This is a genomic window from Colwellia sp. 6_MG-2023 (genome assembly GCF_030547765.1).
Taxonomy (GTDB): domain Bacteria; phylum Pseudomonadota; class Gammaproteobacteria; order Enterobacterales; family Alteromonadaceae; genus Colwellia.
Genome location: NZ_JAUOPP010000019.1, coordinates 1 through 20512 on the forward strand (window position 1 = coordinate 1; position 20512 = coordinate 20512).

The 20512-nt window shown below is 35.6% G+C and carries 11 protein-coding genes; 4 read left to right on the forward strand and 7 right to left on the reverse strand.

What is annotated here, in order from left to right:
- On the reverse strand, positions 1 to 3530 hold a 3530-nt coding region (locus Q4503_RS18840; RefSeq protein ID WP_368506798.1), incomplete at its 3' end, for an EAL domain-containing protein.
- 149 nt (positions 3531 to 3679) lie between these two features.
- Positions 3680 to 4954 carry a PLP-dependent aminotransferase family protein gene (locus tag Q4503_RS12535; protein WP_303602473.1) on the reverse strand — a complete coding sequence of 425 codons (1275 nt, stop codon included), beginning with the start codon at positions 4952 to 4954 and terminating at the stop codon, positions 3680 to 3682.
- 114 nt (positions 4955 to 5068) lie between these two features.
- On the opposite strand from Q4503_RS12535, the gene ccoG reads away from it, so the two are divergent.
- Positions 5069 to 6442, forward strand: a complete 1374-nt coding sequence (gene ccoG, locus Q4503_RS12540) for a cytochrome c oxidase accessory protein CcoG (protein ID WP_215973785.1) — start codon at positions 5069 to 5071, stop codon at positions 6440 to 6442.
- Between the two features lie 130 nt (positions 6443 to 6572).
- Here the strand turns inward: ccoG and Q4503_RS12545 are convergent, their stop codons facing one another.
- The 5 genes from Q4503_RS12545 to mfd form a co-directional block, all read right to left on the reverse strand.
- Entirely contained in the window at positions 6573 to 8240 is a 1668-nt protein-coding gene (locus tag Q4503_RS12545; protein ID WP_303602474.1) for a tetratricopeptide repeat-containing sulfotransferase family protein, read from the reverse strand.
- Between the two features lie 156 nt (positions 8241 to 8396).
- Positions 8397 to 11312, reverse strand: coding sequence for a TonB-dependent siderophore receptor (locus tag Q4503_RS12550; protein WP_303602475.1), 2916 nt, complete (start codon positions 11310 to 11312; stop codon positions 8397 to 8399).
- A 711-nt stretch (positions 11313 to 12023) separates the two neighbouring features.
- Entirely contained in the window at positions 12024 to 12302 is a 279-nt protein-coding gene (locus Q4503_RS12555) for a DUF1244 domain-containing protein (RefSeq protein ID WP_215973788.1), read from the reverse strand.
- Positions 12303 to 12360: 58 nt separating this feature from the next.
- Positions 12361 to 13764 (reverse strand): CsiV family protein, encoded by a 1404-nt coding sequence (locus tag Q4503_RS12560; RefSeq protein WP_303602476.1) that lies wholly within the window; start codon positions 13762 to 13764, stop codon positions 12361 to 12363.
- 27 nt (positions 13765 to 13791) lie between these two features.
- Complete coding sequence (mfd, locus tag Q4503_RS12565) at positions 13792 to 17397, reverse strand: transcription-repair coupling factor (protein ID WP_303602477.1); 3606 nt, start codon at positions 17395 to 17397, stop codon at positions 13792 to 13794.
- Between the two features lie 170 nt (positions 17398 to 17567).
- Between mfd and Q4503_RS12570 the strand changes: the two genes are divergently transcribed.
- The 3 genes from Q4503_RS12570 to cysN all read left to right on the forward strand — a co-directional run bounded on the left by Q4503_RS12570 (position 17568) and on the right by cysN (position 20493).
- On the forward strand, positions 17568 to 17876 hold the full coding sequence (locus Q4503_RS12570) for a ComEA family DNA-binding protein (RefSeq protein ID WP_303602478.1): 309 nt from the start codon (positions 17568 to 17570) through the stop codon (positions 17874 to 17876).
- A 216-nt stretch (positions 17877 to 18092) separates the two neighbouring features.
- On the forward strand, positions 18093 to 18998 hold the full coding sequence (gene cysD / locus Q4503_RS12575) for a sulfate adenylyltransferase subunit CysD (protein WP_354668420.1): 906 nt from the start codon (positions 18093 to 18095) through the stop codon (positions 18996 to 18998).
- 94 nt (positions 18999 to 19092) lie between these two features.
- On the forward strand, positions 19093 to 20493 hold the full coding sequence (gene cysN / locus Q4503_RS12580) for a sulfate adenylyltransferase subunit CysN (RefSeq protein ID WP_215973793.1): 1401 nt from the start codon (positions 19093 to 19095) through the stop codon (positions 20491 to 20493).
- Positions 20494 to 20512 lie beyond the last annotated feature (19 nt).

Genomic DNA, 20512 nt, shown 5'->3' on the forward strand with positions numbered 1-20512 from the left:
GCTAAATCACACCCCAACTGCAAGAGCGCAGTACCATGCTCAATCGTTTCAACACCTTCAGCAATCACATCTCGTTTGAATGATTTAGCTAACGCAATTACTCCCTCAACAATCGCTAAATCATCTGTATCAACTAACATATCGCGTACAAAAGTCTGATCTATCTTAATGATTTTAGCTGGTAATCGTCTTAAATAAGTTAACGATGAATAACCCGTGCCAAAATCATCTAACGCAAATTTTACCCCTAGCGCCATACAAGCACACATAATAGCTGACACATGATGGACATCATCTAAAGCACTTGTTTCTAATACTTCTAACTCTAAACACCGAGGATCGACATTTGAGTGATTCGAAAGAAGCTTTGTTAATCGCTCTGTAAAGTCTGATTGTTGTAATTGAACCGCTGCAATATTAACACTGGTATTAAATGGCTGTTGCAGTCCCATGGCTTGCCACTCACCAATTTGTGTTAAGGCAGTGTCAATTACCCATTCCCCTAGCTCAACCATCATGGGGTTGTTTTCTATAACGGGTAGAAACTCTATTGGACCTAGTAAACCCCGCTCAGGATGTTGCCAACGAATAAGTGCTTCAACCCCAACTACAGTGCCTGTTTTCATATTCACTTTAGGCTGATAGTAGAGTACAAACTGGTTATTTTCTAAAGCACTGCGAACTGCCTCTAAGCTTTCTCGTTGCACTTTAACAGCAACATCTTGTGCTGTATCAAATAAGTGATAACGATTCTTTCCTGACTCTTTAGCCACATACATAGCTTGATCCGCATGACGCATCAGTTGGTCGGCATTGACATTATCTTGTGGGTACAAGGTTACCCCAATGCTGGCAGATACATTTAAGACAATGTCACGGATAGTTATAGGCTCAGAAGCGGCCAGTAATAATCGTGATAATACCGGCTCACAATCGTTAGCTGCAGTTGATGGTGTTAAGTCTGTTAACACTGCGACAAATTCATCACCGCCAAGACGCGCTAAACTATCACCTTCTCGTAACGCTTCTTGCATGCGAATAGACAGAGTAACTAATAACTCATCTCCGATATCATGGCCATAAGTATCATTTACTGCTTTAAAACCATCTAAATCTAGAAAGACAACCGCAAGAGATTCTTCATGACGGCTACAATGTAACATCGCTTGAGATAATCGGTCCGCCAGTAATACTCTGTTAGGTAAACGTGTAAGTATATCGTAATGTGCTATGTGTTCTAACTGATCTTGATGTTCCTTTATTGCCGTAATGTCATTGCCTAGAGCGACATAATGGGTAGTAATTCCTTGTTCATCTTGAACGGCACTTATTGTTTTCATTTCAACAAATAAGTCGCCATTTTTACGATAATTCCAAAGTTCACCTTGCCAATGTCCTTCTTCGTTTAAGGTTGACCACATATTGTTATAAAATTCAGAAGACTGGCGACTTGATTTTAGAATACGTGGGTTCTGCCCAATGGCTTCTTCACGGCTATAGCCTGTCATTGCTGTGAATGTATCATTAACATCAATAATTATGCCTGCTGTGTCAGTGATAATGATGCTTTCCCGAGCATGTGTGAATACGCTTGCAGCGAGTTTGAGCTTTTCTTCTGCTAATTTACGATTGGTAATATCATTATGAATACCACTCATACGTAAAGGTTTACCATCCATATCACGCTGCATCACATTTGCTTGATCATGTATCCATCTAACATCACCTTCTTTTGTTAACATACGATATTCAAGGCTATGGGATTTTGAACGGCTCTCTAATACGTCATTAATTGATTGCCAGGCCTTTTCTCTATCGTCAGGATGGATAAAGTCAGACCATTGATTTGTGGTTTGTTTGATTTCTTCATGAGTGTAGCCTAACATTGTTGCCCAGCGTTCATTCCTTTCAACAGTGCTTTTTACTATATTCCAATCCCAAAACCCTAACTCAGCTCCTGCCAATACCAAGCGCATTTGTTCATCTCTTGATTTTAGTGCTAAGTTAGCTTGATTTTTTTCAATAGCGATACTCGCTAAGTTAGCCGATTGTTCAATTAAAGCTATGTTATCTTCTGTTGGTGTATTGACTGTACGATGATAAATGGCAAAAGTACCTAGTACCTTTCCTTGGGTAGTACGTATTGGCTCTGACCAACATGAGCTTAATTTTGCTTTGCTTGCAAGATCTTTGTACGACGTCCAATAAGGGTGGTGGTGAATGTCTTCTACGACAACTCGCTTATTTGTAAATACTGCAGTACCACAAGAGCCCACCCCAAAGCCAATCTCAGTTCCATGAATAGCTTGGTTGTAAAAGTCGGGGAGACTAGGGGCGGCTCCAACTAATAGATGTTTACAGGCCTCATCGAGTAATAAAACGCTACAAAGCATACCTGTGTTTTCTTCCTCAACACCATGCACAATAGCTTCTAAGACTACTGAAAGCTTCTCATTTTTTGTAATAAGTTCTAAGACATAAGAGCGTGAACGTTCGCGTAATTCAGCTTGTTTACGCGCTGTTATTTCATGATGTGTACCACAAATCTGCAGAGGTTCATTAGTGTCTTCATCATATTTAATGACAGAGCCAGAGCCTTTAAGCCATATCCATCTACCATCGGCATGCTTCATTCTGAATTCAATCATGTAGTTGCTTCCTGATGCAATACGAGATTGGATAATGTTTTCTATGTACTCTTTATCATTTGGGTGAATAAGTTTTTCCCAATCACTAATATGGTTAGTAATATCTTGTCTAGTGAGACCAAGCATGGATAACCATTCATCATTAACAATATTTTCACCTGTTTGATAGTTCCAATCCCAATATCCTAATTTTGCACCATTAATGATATTTTGTAGTTGGTGTTGAGATTTTTGAGCACTATCTTTATTTTGTTTTAATGCATTAATACTTTTTAGTTGCTTGTTATTATAACGAAGGAATAAGCCACCTATGACAGTACATAATATAACAATAAAAATTGTGATGAATAGTTGTCGTTCTTTGAATTTTTTAATATCTGCGGCGATCGACTTTTTTAATGATATCTCAATATTATCTGCAGATGTGGTCAGTTTAGAAAAGGCGAGATCTAGCGCCTGATCTAAATCAGACCCTATGCCAGATGTTGACTTCGACGACCATCGTTTTTGTGCTATTTGGCGAAAATAATGAATATCCTCTATCGTTTTTTCAATTTGTGTACGTAAATTGGCATCGTTTAAGGGGATGAATACGGTTTCTTCGTAAGTGGCGCCATCAAGCATTGCTTTGGCGTACCATTCTGATTGATCAAGGTGGAGCCAGACAGTTTCAATATTTACATTTTTATCACCACTAATAACTTCTTCAAACCACAAGTGTGCAGTACTTACTTCAAGCTTAATTTTTATAGCAGCGTTAATTAGGGGGGAGTGTCTTTCAGCTATGTCACGTCCTGTATTAAATGGATAGTAAACAATCGTGATAGTTATCAATGTTAAGATTAAAATAAATGAAATTATTTTATGAGAGCCAGTTTTCATCAGTAATATCCGCACTTAATATAGGAGGTGAATTCTTCTTGTTAACAAAAAATTCTTTGTATTTAACCTTAAGCACAGATATTTCTTATAAAAAACAGCGCTTGATATTGACATAGATGTCATATCAGCAATTATAGCAAAGATTTGGCTCAACCATTATATTCCGGTAAATATTTTTGTCGGGTATTGGTTAATTCCTTACATAATTCCCCTAATCTAACTAGTGCTTGTAAACGAGAGCCTGTTGTTGGATGTGCAAAACTTAATCTAAGATTATTTGAAAATTTATTAGTGGTAGAAAAGAGTTTTCCTGGCGTTATAATAATGCCTTCGGATATTGCTTGATGATAAAGTACAAATGTATCAACTTCGGGCGGTAACTCTATCCAGATTGTTAGGCCGCCATCAGGTACCATAAATTTAGTCGGTATTTTCCAGTTATCTTTTATGCCATTAATTAATTGATCACGCTGTTTTAGTAAAGTTTTGCGGTATTGATAAATATGCCGATCAAAACTTCCTTCAGCCATAAAACTTGTTAAGCCGTTTTGAATTGCTTGGCTAGTAGAGAGTTGATTAACTAATTTTAAATGAACGATTTTTTTGTAATGCTTATTCGTTATTATCCAACCAATGCGTAGATCTCGTGATAGTGCTTTAGAGAATGAGCTACAAAGTATAACATTTCCTTGTGTATCATAACTTTTAAGTGGCTCGACAGTGGTATGAAATCCTAAATCACCATAGATATCATCTTCAATTAACGTGATATTGTTCTTTGCGGCGAGCGCAACGAGTTTACGTTTTTCCTTATTTTGCATCAAAGCGCCTGTTGGTGTAGCAAAATTAGGAGTTAAAATACAGGCTTTAATCTCCCACTCTTCAGCTGCTTTTTGTAACGATTGAACGGTTAAGCCAGTGGTAAGAGAGCTAGGTAATTCTATGACTTTTAATTTTAATTGCTGGAATAATTGTAAGGCGCCATAAAATGCTGGACTCTCAATAGCAACAATATCCCCAGCTTCACAAGTTGCCATAAGCGCTAAAAACAAACTATTTTGGCAACCAGAAGTAATGCAGACTTGTTCTACTGTTATATTGAGATTCCGTTTTCGGTAATGCTTACTAATTTGATGTCTTAAGTTGCGATCACCTGGGGGCTCTGAATAATACAAAGCATTACTTTGTGGTTTTTGTCTTAAAGCGCGACTGATATGTCTGTTTAATAACAATAAGTTAGTCGATACTTGTTCGTTATTTATGTGTTGAGGCGTAATGTCAAAAGCCGCACTTCGTTCCATTATTTCATAAAACACTTCAGGTACATCAACAAGTTTAGGTTGGCTAATTTTTTTTAGTTCAATATGTATATTATGATTTTGGTTAACGGGGGATACATAATAACCAGATTTAAACTGTGTCATAAGTTAATTATCATTAATTAAACTGTACCTATTATAGTTTATTTATTTGTATCTATTAATAACAGATTGAATATTTAAACTAAGCTTCGTGTAACTTACTATCGGAGTAGCAAGGTGAATTCGTCATATTTATCGAAAGAAAATCTTATTTGTAAAACATCAGTAGTTGATGAAAATATATATATTAGAGAACAAAAAGGGCGTTTTCAGCGAATTCGTCGTTATTTAAGTTTTACCTTAATGGCTATTTTTATTTTGATTCCTTTTATTGAATATCATGGTTCTCAAGCCGTATATTTTAATCTTGAACAGCAAAGGGTTTCTTTGTTTTCATTAACACTTTTCCCACAAGATTTGCTGCTTCTTTGCCTAGTATTTATTTTTTCCGCGTTTTTACTATTTTACATAACTAAAATTTATGGACGAATATGGTGTGGTTTTAGCTGTCCTCAAACTATTTGGATGCTACTCTTTAATTGGGTTGAACGCAGAATTGAAGGCTCTCATAATCATAGTAAATATCTTAATGCACAAAAATTAAACTTTAATAAATTAGTTAAAAAACTCGTTAAGCATTGTTGTTGGTTGATTATTTCACTGTTTACTGCCTTAGTATTTATTTCTTATTTTGTGCCCGTTAAAGAACTCTATATTAATTTTTTTACATTAGAATCATCTTCATTGGTTGTTTCGTGGGTCTTATTTTTCATGGCTTGTACTTATATAAACGCTGGTTGGATAAGGGAGAAAATGTGTTTACATATGTGTCCCTATTCACGAATACAGTCTGCAATGTTTGATAAATCAACTAAGCTTGTCAGCTATGACTTTAAGCGAGGCGAAAGCCGAGGTAAAAGAAAACGCACACAGGAAAAAGCAGCAGCGTTAGGTGACTGTGTTGATTGTAATTTATGTGTTCAAGTTTGTCCGGTAGGCATCGATATTCGAGACGGTTTACAATACGAATGTATTAATTGTGGTTTATGTGTTGATGCGTGTGATATGACAATGGATAAATTTAATTACGAAAAAGGGTTAATCTCTTTTACTCATGAACAAGCGCCGAAAAACAGGTGGAAAAGGCATATAGTTTATGGCGCTATAGTATCTTTAAGCATTTTATCTATGCTGGTGTGGGTTTTAACTTGGCAATCTTTTGAAGTGAATATTATTAGAGATCGACAAGCATTGTATCGTGTTAACCATGAAGGCCATATCGAAAATACGTATGTTTTTAAAATCAGAAATAAATCGAGTGAAACTAAAACCTTTAAAATTGCTGTCGCAGATTTAACTCATGCTCGTATTATGGGACAAGCAAAGGTACAAGTTTTACCTGGGGATATGAAAACATCATCAGTAACAGTAGCTGTTGAGCAGCCTTTAGTCGATGGGAGAAATGATATTCGCTTTAATATTGTCGATATAGTTGATAATAAGCAGGTAATAAAAAATACATCTTTTTATAGTGGTGATGGTGGTTGGTAATATTCACTTACTAGGGCAATAGCAATAATAACTCTCTCGAATATTTCTACGTTGACAGAGTTATTATTTTATTTAGAGCATACTGAGTTTTTACACCTAATATTGTTGATATTATTAAGCCAAGCTCTGATTACTTAATACTCTTTAGTGAACTTAAGGGGAATAAAGTCTCTAAATGCTTTTGGTAATTATTGCACCTACCTGAAGAGCTATTATATAGTGGTCTTCTTACCTGCCAAACACTTGCTGTTTTAACTTGATTTTTATATTGATGAAAATTAAGGCAGTTATCCTCCCAAGGTAACCCTATAAATGAAAGCAGTCGTTGGGTTTGCTCTTTAGGTGATTGGATTAGATTGTCATAATTAAATGTTAAAATATCTTCTGGAAATAATGACTGCCAATGTGCCATTAACCTTTCTTGTTGCTGGTAAAAATGAATAATATTTTTTAGTTCTGTCGCATAAGCCATAGAAGATCCTAAACGCAGAAAATAAATTGATAAGCAATTATCTAGTATTGAACGAGTAGTCCATATAACTTTAGCATTAGGCATAAGTAATTTAATTATCCCTAAGTATAAAAAATTATCTGGTCGTTTGTCAGTTAATTGATCACCTTGGTTTTTAAAGCGGTTAATTTCCGTTAAGTATTCTGAAAGTAATCTATCTTTTTTTCGATCTACCTGTATATCTTCAAGAACATTTTGTGGAAAATCAGGGTAATTATTAAACATTAAACGATGAAAAAACTCTTGCTCACCTCCAATACTGATACCTGAATGTGCAGCTAATATTTGTTCGCAAAGTGTTGAACCTGAACGAAACATACCACAGATGAAAACAGGTGAAGTGCTGCTAGACTCTGTGCTATCTACAGTAGAAAACCACTGCTTATTAAAAGTAGCTATAATACTGTCTACTGTATGTTCAAACTTTATAGCATCGTATGACGGTAGCGTTTTTTTATCTAATTCATTAGCTTGTTGATAATAATGAAACGCAAGATCATAAGCTTTACAATCATCAAAAGCCTTTCCTAGAGCATAACCAACATTGATTTTATCTGACTGAGCAATATCAGAGCTTAAGAAAGCATCTTTTAATTGATTAATTAGTGGGTGCTCTTGATTTTCAATTTTATAAAGATCAGCTTGTCTAGCTAGCGCAGTATAATTTTTAGGATTGATTGTACAAGCTAACTGAAAGTAATATAGCGCTTTATTTCTATTACCTAATTGTTCATATAAATTGGCTAAGTTGTAGCATAAAGAATCTTGTTCAGGATGCTTAACAATAGCTTTAGTGAGAATATCGATGGCTTTATCTGGTTCAGATAAGTGTTCACTGAGAATGGTTGCTACATTTAAAGATACTTCATAATCTTTATCAATACCAATGGCTAATGCTTTATTATAAAAAATAATGGCTTGCTCAAAATTACCCGAAAGCTTTTGATAATAGGCGCAATTGAAAAAAGTTGTGGCATTAGTAATGTTACTTTTTGATTGTTTTTCATATAAGTTTGCTAGATCTTGCCAACGAGACTGAGCACTATAGAGCTCACTTAAGGTATTAAAATAGTTTTTGGATAAGGGTTGAAAGGTTAGCAGTTTAATTAAATGTTTTTCAGCTAATTTATAATTTTTATTAGTGAAACCAAGTTTTACTAATAACTGGTGTATTTGGATATTGGTAGGATCTTGTATTAATAAATCTTCAAGTGCCATTTGGCCTTGGTCTAATTTATTTGAATTTAGTAGCCGTAAAGCATATTCGATTGTAACTTCAGCTTTCATAAGTCCATAATTAAAATTTAATGAGTAAGTAACTTTACTTTATTTCGTTTATTTTAAAGCACTTATTAAAATAAACGAAATAAAGTATATATGATTATATAAAAAAAGAGCCAATGTAATATTGGCTCTTTTATCTAAATTACAAACAAACGACAATTAGAAGCTAATTGTTACACCTGCATGAATTAAACGACCTAGTGCATCATACGCGCCAGGGAATGTATTACCATTACCGCTACCTGATGGTGCATTTGGTACCATTGGTGGCGCCTTATCAAGAAGGTTATTTACACCTAAACGTATTGTTACATGTTCAAACGTGTTAAATGATGCTGCAAGATCTAAGTAGTTTTGAGCACCTAACGTAGTTGGACCTGCTTCAATAGTATTTGATTCAGCATTACGAGTGAATTCTTCAGCTTCACCAAAGTAACGCCATGTTGCTGTAACTGTTGCATCCCACGGAGTTATCCAAGCAGCACGTAAGTTACTACGCCATTTAGGAGAAGGAGAACCACACACTGAACGATCCCAGTAACCTTCACAAGAGTCAATAGCAATACCCGGAGTATTTTGCGTATCAAGTTGCATCAAGTATGTACCAACAAAATTGAAGCGAACCTCACCCATATCATCTAAAGAAAGTTCATAAGAAGCATCAACATCAATACCTGAAGTTTCAATAAAACCGATATTACTATTAGTATCAATGATGCTATCTTGTCCAACCCATAATGCACCTGTATTTGCATTACGGTTGATTAAGTCACATGAAGATTGAAGATTATCAACCGCACATTCGTTATGAACAACAGCAGCACCTTTCGATTGAATCGCATCTTCAATTTGAATATTAAAGTAATCGAATGTGATATCTAATCCATCAAGGAAGCTAGGAGATAAAATTAAACCTAATGAAACCGTATCTGATTTTTCAGGTCTAAGATCTAGGTTACCACCAGAAACAGAGTTATATTGACCAGCAGGACTCTCTAAGCTAGAAGAACCATATTGTGCAGCTGTAACACCAGTACGTGCACATTGCTCTTCCGTTAACGTAGGGTTAGGTCCACAAGGATCTGACCAGTTGAATAAACCAATTGATGTTGGTGCAAATAATTCACGTACATTACCTGTACGTACTGCGCGTTGGTAACTAGCACGGAAGCGAACTTCGTCGTTAACAGTCCAGTTAAGTGCTGCTTTATAAGTATCTGTAGACTTGTCAGTAGTACCTTCTACTGAATAATCTGAATAACGATATGCTAGCTCTACACCTAACTCTTGTGCAAACTTAGCATCTTCAATTAGTGGTAAATTAAATTCAGTAAATAAATCTGTTACTGAGTACTCACCTTTAACACCGGCAGTTGGGCCACCTTGACCAGCACCATCACCTGAAGTAAAACCATTATCTGGTTCAAGAGTTAATGATTCTTTACGGTACTCATAACCAAATACAACACCAGCACCAGTAGTGGTACCTGGTACCATAAAGCCAGATTCAGTTAAATCACCCGATACGAAACCAACCATTTGTGTACTTTTTGTATCACCACGAGAGTATAAGTTTTTAATTAGGTAGTCTAGGGAATCCTGAGTAACACCACCTTCTTCAAATACATTCCATGGTACACAATCAGGATCTGAACCATCAATAACAGATTGACACGTCGCTACGCCATCAACATCTTTAACATTTAGCGCACGCTTAATGTTCGTTATTGACATTTCATTACGGTAAGTTTCTAAATAAGCAACTGAACCAAAGTTTACTGATGCATCATAAGACCAGTCATCATTGATATAACCACGTAGACCAAGAACAAAGCGTGAAGACGTATGTCTTAAATCATCTTGACGAGGACCACCTTCAACATTACGACGACCAATATAAACGGTTTGACTGTCGCTTGCGGTTAAGCCTTGGCTACCACAAATTGCATCAAATTGTTGATCTGATAAAAGTGGGTTATCACAATTTAAGCTATCAGTTACAAAAAACGCACCTGATGGCGCTATCTGTGCAACACTTCGGTCATCCATATAACTCGCTTCAGCATAAACTTCAAAATGCTCATTAATTTCATAATGACCGAAACCACCAAAGGTTTTACGTTTATCTGGACGTTGATAATAATTTAAAGGACCGTAGTTATATAAGAGACCGTTGCGATCTACAAAATCAGTACCTTGAACTATGTAATCAAAAGTAGCAAAATCGGTAAAACGACCTTCAGGTATAGTACTTGAACCACCACAAACACGCTGACCATTACCATCAATATCCATTGCACAAGCACTGTAATCACGGTTATCTTGTGTTACTGCTTTAATATCACGGTATGTAGCATATAACGTAACATTACCATTGCCGTCAGCAGTATTTCCACCGATAATCAATGAAAAATCGTTAGTATCACCGTCAGTTACATTACTTGAAGGTAAAGGGAAACCAGCCTCAGATACAGCACGCTGCATATCGCTATGGTCATTATTGTGTTGATAGAAGCTGTTTTGGTATTCAAATTGAACACCTTCAAAATCATCTTTCATGATAAAGTTAACAACACCAGCAATAGCATCTGAACCGTATGTAGCAGAAGCACCACCAGTTAAAACTTCTACACGTTCTACTAGCGCTGCTGGAATTTGGTTAATATCAGCACCAGTACCACCGGCTGCAGGTGAACCTGATGGTAATCGACGACCATTCATTAATGTTAGGGTACGTACAGAGCCTAAATTACGTAAATCAACCGTTGCTGTACCTGTTGCGCCATTAGCTACACCAGATGTTTGGTCAGCAAAAATAGCCGGCATTTCATTCAATACATCTTCGATACGAGTAATACCAGAAACTTTAATATCTTCAGCGGATATTGTAGTAATAGGGCTTGTACTTTGGATATTTGCACGTTTAATGCGAGAACCAGTTACTTCGATTTTTTCAATTTGTTCTGCACTTTCTTCAGAAGCAGCAAATGAGGTTGAACTCATTGCAGCCGTTGCGCCTGCACCGAACATTACGGCCAAACGAACAGCTTTCGCTATTTTAGTATTGTTATACATATTTTCTCCCTGAACCACTAACGTGGTTACTTGCAGTGTTTAAGTAAAGTGTTAATCCTAATATTATTTTGCTCTAACGGCAGGAACTAACCTTTAAAATACTAGTACTTAGCGCTTAATAAGGCAACACTAATTGTAACATTTAAATTCAACAAAAGGATAAACGGAGAAGGGCGGGTAATTTTATTTTAAATCAACTGGTTACAAGTTGACTTTACTTTAATATAGTATCATTTACTTAAATAAAAAAACTTAGAAAAAGTAAACTTAGCATGTTAAATTATGATAAATATATAAAAATCAATATGTTACTTTGTTTTGGAGGTAGTAAAGTTTTCGTTACTAGTTGTTTAAATATTAAACTTAGTGAAAAATAAATAAAAATCAATTAGTTATATTTTTTTTGCGTGTTTTTATCTATTTGAATTTAATTTACTAGTACAAAAAAAGAACAATTGAATTTTTTTAACTTATTAGATGTAACAAGTTATTACGTCCTAAGAGCGGTAATTATTAATTTTAAAAACTTTAAATAACGTGCCTATCGAGTTAGAAGCAAGAGCTGTTTGTATTGCCATTATCGATAAAGGTGCTGATAAGTAGGTGATAAAATGATAATTCTCTGAGACTAATCATTTCAGAGAATTATCATGAGTTTAATAGTGTAAATTAACGAGTACTTTATATTCTTGATAACGTTAATTTGTTTCGTTAACCTTTATTAAATTTAGCAAGTTGCTCTTCGGTAGCTGGCAGCTGATATTTTTCTTTCCATTCACTGTAAGGCATACCGTATACTTGTTCTCGTGCGCTATCGATATCGACTGAAACACCAAGTTTTTCTGCTTCAGCTACTGTCCATTTACTAAAACAATTACGACAAAAACCCGCTAAATTCATCAGTTCAATGTTTTGTACATCTTTTCTACTATCTAAATGAGCTAATAAACGACGAAAGACTGCAGCTTGAATTTCAGTTTCTTTGTTCATGATATTCCTATTAAAGCTAATTGTTATATGATTTTTATGAAGAAGTTGCTTGCTAAGACTATTTTATCGCTTGGCTTACTTGTTCACCTTCTGGTTTTGTTGGATCGAAACGTCTTATTTGTACTATCATGCCAATGTAAGGGTGATCAAAGTAGTGTATTTCACCTGTTATTACTCGACGGTTTTGGCTAAAGTTAATAAGTTTTGCTGTACTATCATTACTACTAGTTGGCACATTTTTAATTATTTTTTCAAGATCACTTTCATTAAATACATTGAAATCAGCAGTTATATAAAGATAATGATCTAGGTGTATTTTAAGAAAACCATCTAAGAACCAAGGTTGAATTGGTGCCTTGAGTGGGGTACCTAGTTCTGAGTGTTGTTTGTTGACAATAGTCTCTACAGAATTGGTGGCTATAATAGTTTCCAAATCCATTTCGTTAACTTGGTTAACTGTCTTATTAATTGTATCTATATCAATAGGCTCTCGACTAAACGCATTAAAACGTGTAAATATTTGGTTTAAGACTTGCTGATTATTACGAGATCTTTCAATGTTAGTCGACTCTGTTGTCAGTGTTGAGTTTTGTGTTTTAGTTAGTTGATTAATTAAGTTTTCTTCTAATAGTTTTTCTTTCTCAACCTCAAGTTGATATTCTTCTAATGCTTTTTGGTATTCATGCGCTAAATTTTGACCCGCAAATAACTTAAGTGGAATAGCATCTTTTTGCGTTACGCCAACTTGTCTCCAGCCAAAATGTAGTAGCGGTTTAAATGTTTTGCTCCAGCGTAGTCGCTGACTAATATCAGTTAATAGTAAAGATTCATCAGCAATTAAGTAAGGGTTGTATTCATTGTGTATACCTAAAGCATTCAACTTATTTGGCAGCGCATTTATCTCGACTGAATTTATATTCATATTAGCGAGCTGCTCTTTATCAAATAATCTTTCCATTTCTTGCTGAGAAATAGCACATATAGTGTCAGTAGATAAAAGTTTATGGGTTAAGTTGTCGAATAGTAAATTTTGAGAAGAGATATCCGCTCTTTCTCTTAACTCAAATGTATTAATCGCGGTGATTTGTGTAACTTGATTAACTTTTTTATCAAAAGTAGCATTAGTACGTTTAAGAGGGTGTAACAATACTGGCTGAATATTATTTTCACTTTCTTTAGAGCAAAGTGGCAAGAACTGTTTTATGTTTGTTAAATCGGGCTGGATGTGAGGCCCTAATAAATCAAAAGATTTTTGGTAATTAGGCAAACTGGATACGTCAATATCCTCAGGAAATTGTTCTTTTAATTCGTTTTTGTTGCCTAATTGTTGGAAAAGTATCACTTCAACTTCAAACCAACGTTCATCTGCTGCTTTATTTTTAGCGTACACGTCTGAACTCATGGTTACTGTTGAGATGCCAAGAGCAAATAGTGAATAGAAAAAAGCTGGATTTACTTTCATTAATAGTCCAATTATTTTAAGTTATCTTTATTTAGCTGTGGTTAGATCATTTAATAAAGTGGTGATTAAGCTAAACCTGGCTTGTTCACCTTCACTTGCTCGACTAAACTTAAGCTTATTAGGAGGCACCATTTTATACGTTGTTGGTTGCTTTTGCACTAAGGCAATGATCAACATATGATCCACGCTGGTATCGTCATTGAATTCAACTGATCCACCTTTTTCGTTGACTTCAATACGTGAAATACCAATAGTTTGAGCTTTCAAGCGTATTTTAGCTATTTGAATTAAGTTCTTCGTTGCTTGTGGTAACAATCCAAAGCGATCGATTAACTCAACTTGAATATCATCCAGTTGATTTTTATTTTTACAACTAGCGATACGTTTATATAAGCTTAATCGTATACTTACATCAAAAATATAACTTTCAGGAATAAGGGCAGGTAAACGTAGCTCTATTTCAGTTTGTTTTGCGGTGACTTGTGTTAATGATAATTGCTTACCATCTTTTAGGGCTTCTACCGCATGGTCAAGCATTTCCATATATAAACTGAAGCCAACTTGGCTCATGGATCCTGATTGATCTTCACCAAGTAATTCCCCTGCGCCACGTATTTCTAAATCATGTGTTGCCAATGTAAATCCAGCACCTAAATCTTCTAATGACGCGATAGCTTCAAGACGTTTTTTCGCATCTTTAGTCATGCGTTTTTCGTGAGGTGTTAACAGGTAAGCATAGGCTTGATGGTGCGAACGACCAACACGGCCACGTAGTTGATGTAATTGAGCTAACCCTAAATTATCAGCTCGATCCATTATAATGGTATTTGCACTAGGGACATCAATACCTGTTTCTATAATGGTCGTACAAACGATAACATTGAACCGTTGGTGATAAAAATCACTCATGATACGTTCAAGTTCTCGTTCTTGCATTTGTCCATGAGCAGTAATAACCCTAGCTTCTGGTACTAGTGCTTGAATATCTGCGGCGGTTTTTTCTATGCTATCGACATGATTATGTAAATAGTAAACCTGACCACCACGTAATGTTTCTCGTAAAATCGCTTCTCTAATTAAGGCATCATCATGCTGGCGAACAAAAGTTTTAACAGCTAGTCGTTTTGCTGGTGGTGTCGCAATAATTGATAAATCACGCATGCCACCCATTGCCATATTAAGTGTTCTAGGAATAGGGGTTGCAGTTAAGGTAAGAATATCAACATTGCTACGTAGTTGTTTAATTTTTTCTTTTTGTTTTACGCCAAATCTATGCTCTTCGTCTACTACCAACAATCCTAAGTCTTTATATTTAATACTGTTTTGTAGTAGTTTATGAGTGCCTATTAAGATATCTATCTGCCCAGATTCAACTTGTTTTATAATTTCAGTTTGTTGTTTTGCTGTTTTAAAGCGAGATAATACTTCGATTGAAACTGGCCAGTTCGCAAAACGATCGCGAAAACTTTCATAATGTTGCTGGGCAAGCAGCGTAGTGGGTACTAGTATGGCAACTTGTTTACCATCATTTACCGCCACAAAAGCGGCGCGCATTGCGACCTCGGTTTTACCAAAGCCGACATCACCACATACTAACCTGTCCATTGTTTTTGCAGACAGCATATCGCTAATAACGGCATTTATCGCTTGTTGCTGATCAAATGTTTCTTCAAAACCAAAACTATCACTAAAGGCTAAATAATCATCTTTATCTCGCTTAAAAGCATAGCCGGTATTGTTTGCGCGGTTGGCATAAATATCAAGTAATTCAGCTGCTACATCACGTACTTTTTCAGCTGCTTTTTGTTTCGCTTTGCTCCAAGTATCTGTACCCAATTTATGTAAAGGAGCATGCTCAGCGTCGGTACCTGAATAGCGGCTAATTAAATGTAAAGAGGCAACAGGTACATAGAGTTTTGCGTCGTTAGCATAACTAAGCATTAAAAATTCAGTGGTTATGCCACCGGTTTCTAGTGTTTGTAAACCTAAATATCGACCGATACCATGTTCTATATGTACAACAGCTTGACCGATAGAAAGTTCCGCTAAATTTTTGAAAATAGCGTCAGTTTCAATTTCTTGTGATTTGTTACGTCGTCTTGATTGGCGAACATGATCGCCTAATAACTCAGCTTCAGTAATTAAAGCAATCGCATTTTTCTTTGCACTGCTTTTTGATTGAAAACTAAAACCTTGGTTAAGTGCATTAACACTGATACCTAATAATTCATCTGACTCAATAAAGTCTTCAATAGTATTAAAAATGCTGGGTTTGACATTATCACGTGCGAGTAACTCTAAAACACTTTCACGTCGACCTTGACTCTCAGCGATAAATAAAATTTTATTGGGTGTCTCTTTTGACTGAATGAAGTTATTTATTAATTCAAAAGGTTGTTTTAACTTATGATCAATAGTCAGATCGGGCAGGGCATTAACATCGAAATAAATAGCACTCGATTTTTGTTTTTTGTTATCAATACTACCACTGATATTGTCATTTTCATCAGTGCTTAGTTGAGCTTCTTCTTCACAGCTTTTTATAGTAATACGTGCAAATGGCTTTAATGCGCTATATAACTCATCTTTGCTTAAGAATAGTTGCTCTGGTGGTAATAAAGGTCGAGTAGGATTGTAGCGTCTATTTTCATAGCGATATTCAATGTCTTGCCAGTGTTTTTTTAATGATTTTTCTAAATCACCTGAAATAGCAATTAGCGTATCAGGCATTAAATAATCACACAGTGTATTGGTATTTTTAAGCGTATCGGTGCAATCTTCAGTACTTTCATTTTTGAAAAAAAGCGGTAAATAATATTCTATCCCAGGAGGAAGAATTCCATTACTTACTTGATGATAGATAGACTCCTTATCAATCGAGCTTTTAAACAGTTCACGATATTGGCTACGAAATAAGTTAATGGCCTCTTTGTCTGTTGGAAATTCATGAGCGGGCAATAAATCAATATTGTCTACTTTTTCATTTGACCGTTGATTTTCAGGATCAAACAAACGGATTTCATCAATTTCGTCATCAAAAAAGTCTAAACGAAATGGGGTATTACTGCCCATAGGAAATAGATCTAAAATAGCACCACGAGCAGAAAACTCACCATGCTCCATAACTTGATCAACACAGCGGTAACCACTTGCTTCTAGATCTTGTCGAAGTTGATGTAAGTCTTTCTTATCACCTTTTTTAATGACTAAACTATTTGCTTCTATATATTTCTTAGGTGCTAGCCTTTGCGCCAATGTTGTTACAGGCACAATAACAATGCCTTTTTTCATGCGGGACAATTGGTAAAGAGTCGCTAGCCTTTGAGAAATAATATCTTGATGAGGAGAAAAAGTATCGTAGGGTAGTGTTTCCCAATCAGGAAATAAGCAAATCGATAATGCATTTTCGTCTTGCGATAAACTTTGTAGCTCCTGCTCTAGTTTGAGTGCAGAAGGCGTGTCATGAGTGAGTAATAATATTGGAACATCACTTGTTAACGCTCCTCGATACAAAGCAATACTCGCACTTGAGCCTTGCAAATTGTGCCAAGTTTTTCTGTCAACTGTGGTACTTGTATTAGTTGTTTTATTTTTAGCTAGAGTTGGCGCCAGTAAATAGCTTTTTTTGCTCATGGAATGCTTTAAATGATAGTTCAAAAATTATAACTGTATAGTTTAACTATTTCTGTACAATTTTAAATGCATTTGACAAAAATATATTTCACATCTAAACATAATAATGAACATCTAACCAGTTGCATCGATGTTTGAACTTTTAATGGGACTATTTATAAGGAATTAATATGAAAGTTTTAATTATGAGAGCACTGCTCTGTGCGTTATTCACTACTACGTTATTGTTCAATTCAAATTTAGCTATTGCTGCACCAACGGTCACGAAGGAAGTTAAAGCAATACAACAAGTTGTTCATTTGAACAAATCTACCCTCGAAGAGTTAATGACTTTAAAAGGAATTGGTCAGAAAAAAGCACAAGCGATTTTAGCATATCGCAAAAAAATGGGAGATTTTAAGTCTATTAACGATTTAATGAATGTTAAAGGTATAGGCGAAAAAGTATTAAAGGATAATATGGGTCGCCTGAAAATATAGCACGGATATCATTAATGTGTGTTTCTAAAAGTCAGCATTTCGCTGACTTTTTTATAAGTTGAGCTACTAAATTAACACTACTGTCTAACTATCGTTATGAAAGTTAGACAGATCATCTTGTTATTCCTTTTGGTTATAATAAAGCTGTTTCTTATTATAGAAAAATCAAGGTAGGTGTGGCATTCTTACCTTATTAATTTTATCAACAGTTGTGTATTGGCAATGAATTTAACTCATTTAAAAAAATTAGAATCGGAATCTATTCATATTTTTCGTGAAGTGGCTGCAGAGTTTGATAACCCTGTAATGCTTTATTCTGTCGGTAAAGACTCTGCAGTTTTGTTACATCTTGCTCGCAAAGCTTTTGCTCCAGGTAAAATCCCTTTTCCATTATTGCACGTTGATACGAATTGGAAATTTAAAGAAATGATCGCTTTTCGTGATCAAATGGCAAAAGACTATGGTTTTGAGCTACTTGTTCATCAAAACCCGGAAGGTATTGCCATGGGAATGGGACCATTTACTCATGGTAGTGCAACCCATACGGACGTGATGAAAACACAAGGCTTAAAGCAAGCGCTAAATAAATACGGATTTGATGCTGCTTTTGGCGGCGCACGCCGTGATGAAGAAAAGTCTCGTGCCAAAGAGCGTGTTTACTCATTCCGTGATGATAAACATCGTTGGGATCCTAAAAGCCAACGTCCTGAATTATGGAATATCTATAACGGTAAAGTTCATAAAGGCGAAAGTATTCGTGTTTTCCCTTTATCTAATTGGACTGAGCTTGATATTTGGCAGTATATCTATCTAGAAAGCATTCCAATTGTGCCACTTTATTTAGCTGAAAAACGTCCAGTTGTTGAACGTGATGGTACATTAATCATGGTTGATGACGATCGTATGCCAATTGAAGAAGATGAAGAAATACAAATGAAAAGTGTTCGTTTTAGAACGCTTGGTTGTTACCCATTAACAGGTGCAGTTGAGTCAACAGCGACTACGTTACCTGAAATTATTCAAGAAATGTTATTAACAAAAACCTCTGAACGCCAAGGTCGTGTAATAGATCATGATAGTGCTGGCTCGATGGAAAAGAAAAAGATGGAAGGTTACTTCTAAGCCTTAAATATAAACCTTATATGTATAACTAAGGTAAGGCTTCTATTTTCAACATAACATTTTATTTGATTAAAAATTTTCGAAGGAAAACATTATGAGTAACCAGCAAGACTTAATTGCAGATGATATTCAAGCTTATTTAAAGCAGCATGAAAACAAAGAATTAGTACGTTTTTTAACGTGTGGTAGCGTAGATGATGGTAAAAGTACCTTAATTGGTCGCTTGTTACATGACTCTAAAATGATTTTTGAAGATCAATTAGCCGCTATTGAAAAAGATTCAAAAAAATCAGGGACCACTGGTGAAGCTATCGATTTAGCATTATTAGTTGATGGTTTACAATCTGAACGTGAGCAAGGCATCACCATTGATGTGGCATACCGTTATTTTGCTACCGATAAACGTAAATTTATTATTGCAGATACTCCTGGCCACGAACAATATACGCGTAATATGGCAACAGGTGCGTCTACTTGTGATATCGCAATTATCTTAATTGATGCACGCTACGGCGTGCAAACACAAACACGTCGTCATTCATTTATTTGTTCGTTATTAGGTATTAAGCATATTGTTGTTGCCGTGAACAAAATGGACTTGGTTGATTACTCGCAAGAAAAATATCAAGCAATCAAAAAAGATTACCGTGAATTTGCTGAATCACTTAACTTTGAAGATGTACGTTTTGTACCTATGTCGGCGCTTAATGGTGACAACGTAGTAGAAGAAAGTGCAAACATGGATTGGTACCCAGGCGCAACATTAATGAAGTTGCTAAATACCATTGATGTAAAAGAACAAAATGCATTCACAGAATTACGTTTTCAAGTGCAGTATGTCAACCGCCCTAACTTAGATTTTCGTGGTTTTGCCGGCACTATTTCTTCAGGTCATGTACTTGTCGGCGATACCATTGTTGCCTTACCTTCAGGTAAAGAAAGTGTTGTGAAAGAAATTGTTACCTTTGACGGTAACATAGACCGTGCCGATAAAGGTATGGCAGTAACACTAACATTAGAAGACGAAATTGATATTAGCCGTGGTGAAATCATTGTTAAAAAAGGTTGTTTACCAACATCGGCTAAAGAATTAAATGCAACAGTAGTATGGATGCATGAAAATGAATTAGAAGCGGGACGTGAATACTTTATTAAGCATGGCAGTAAAATGACTACTGGTCACGCAAGTAAAATTGTGAATAAGTTTGACGTTAATACCATGGAAAAATCGGCTTCAGCGCAACTGGCTGTTAACGAAATTGGTAATGTTGATTTCGTCATGGGTGAAACATTGCATTTTGACGATTACCAAGTTAACCGTGGTAGTGGTGCTTTTATTATTATTGATAGACTAAGTAACCTAACGGTTGGTGCAGGTATGATTAATCATGCTATCGCTGAAGAAGTAAAAGAATACTCAGCATTTGAGTTAGAGTTAAATGCATTAGTTCGTAAGCAGTTCCCTCACTGGGGTGCTAGAGATATAACTAAATAGATTAGCTATAGCTCAGTTT

Excerpts from the sequence above, each read along its gene's own strand:
- Q4503_RS12535 (WP_303602473.1), bottom strand. The coding sequence starts at position 4,954 with ATGACACAGTTTAAATCTGGTTATTATGTATCCCCCGTTAACCAAAAT.
- Q4503_RS12545 (WP_303602474.1), bottom strand. The coding sequence starts at position 8,240 with ATGAAAGCTGAAGTTACAATCGAATATGCTTTACGGCTACTAAATTCA.
- Q4503_RS12550 (WP_303602475.1), bottom strand. The coding sequence starts at position 11,312 with ATGTATAACAATACTAAAATAGCGAAAGCTGTTCGTTTGGCCGTAATG.
- Q4503_RS12555 (WP_215973788.1), bottom strand. The coding sequence starts at position 12,302 with ATGAACAAAGAAACTGAAATTCAAGCTGCAGTCTTTCGTCGTTTATTA.
- Q4503_RS12560 (WP_303602476.1), bottom strand. The coding sequence starts at position 13,764 with ATGAAAGTAAATCCAGCTTTTTTCTATTCACTATTTGCTCTTGGCATC.
- mfd (WP_303602477.1), bottom strand. The coding sequence starts at position 17,397 with ATGAGCAAAAAAAGCTATTTACTGGCGCCAACTCTAGCTAAAAATAAA.
- Q4503_RS12570 (WP_303602478.1), top strand. The coding sequence starts at position 17,568 with ATGAAAGTTTTAATTATGAGAGCACTGCTCTGTGCGTTATTCACTACT.
- cysN (WP_215973793.1), top strand. The coding sequence starts at position 19,093 with ATGAGTAACCAGCAAGACTTAATTGCAGATGATATTCAAGCTTATTTA.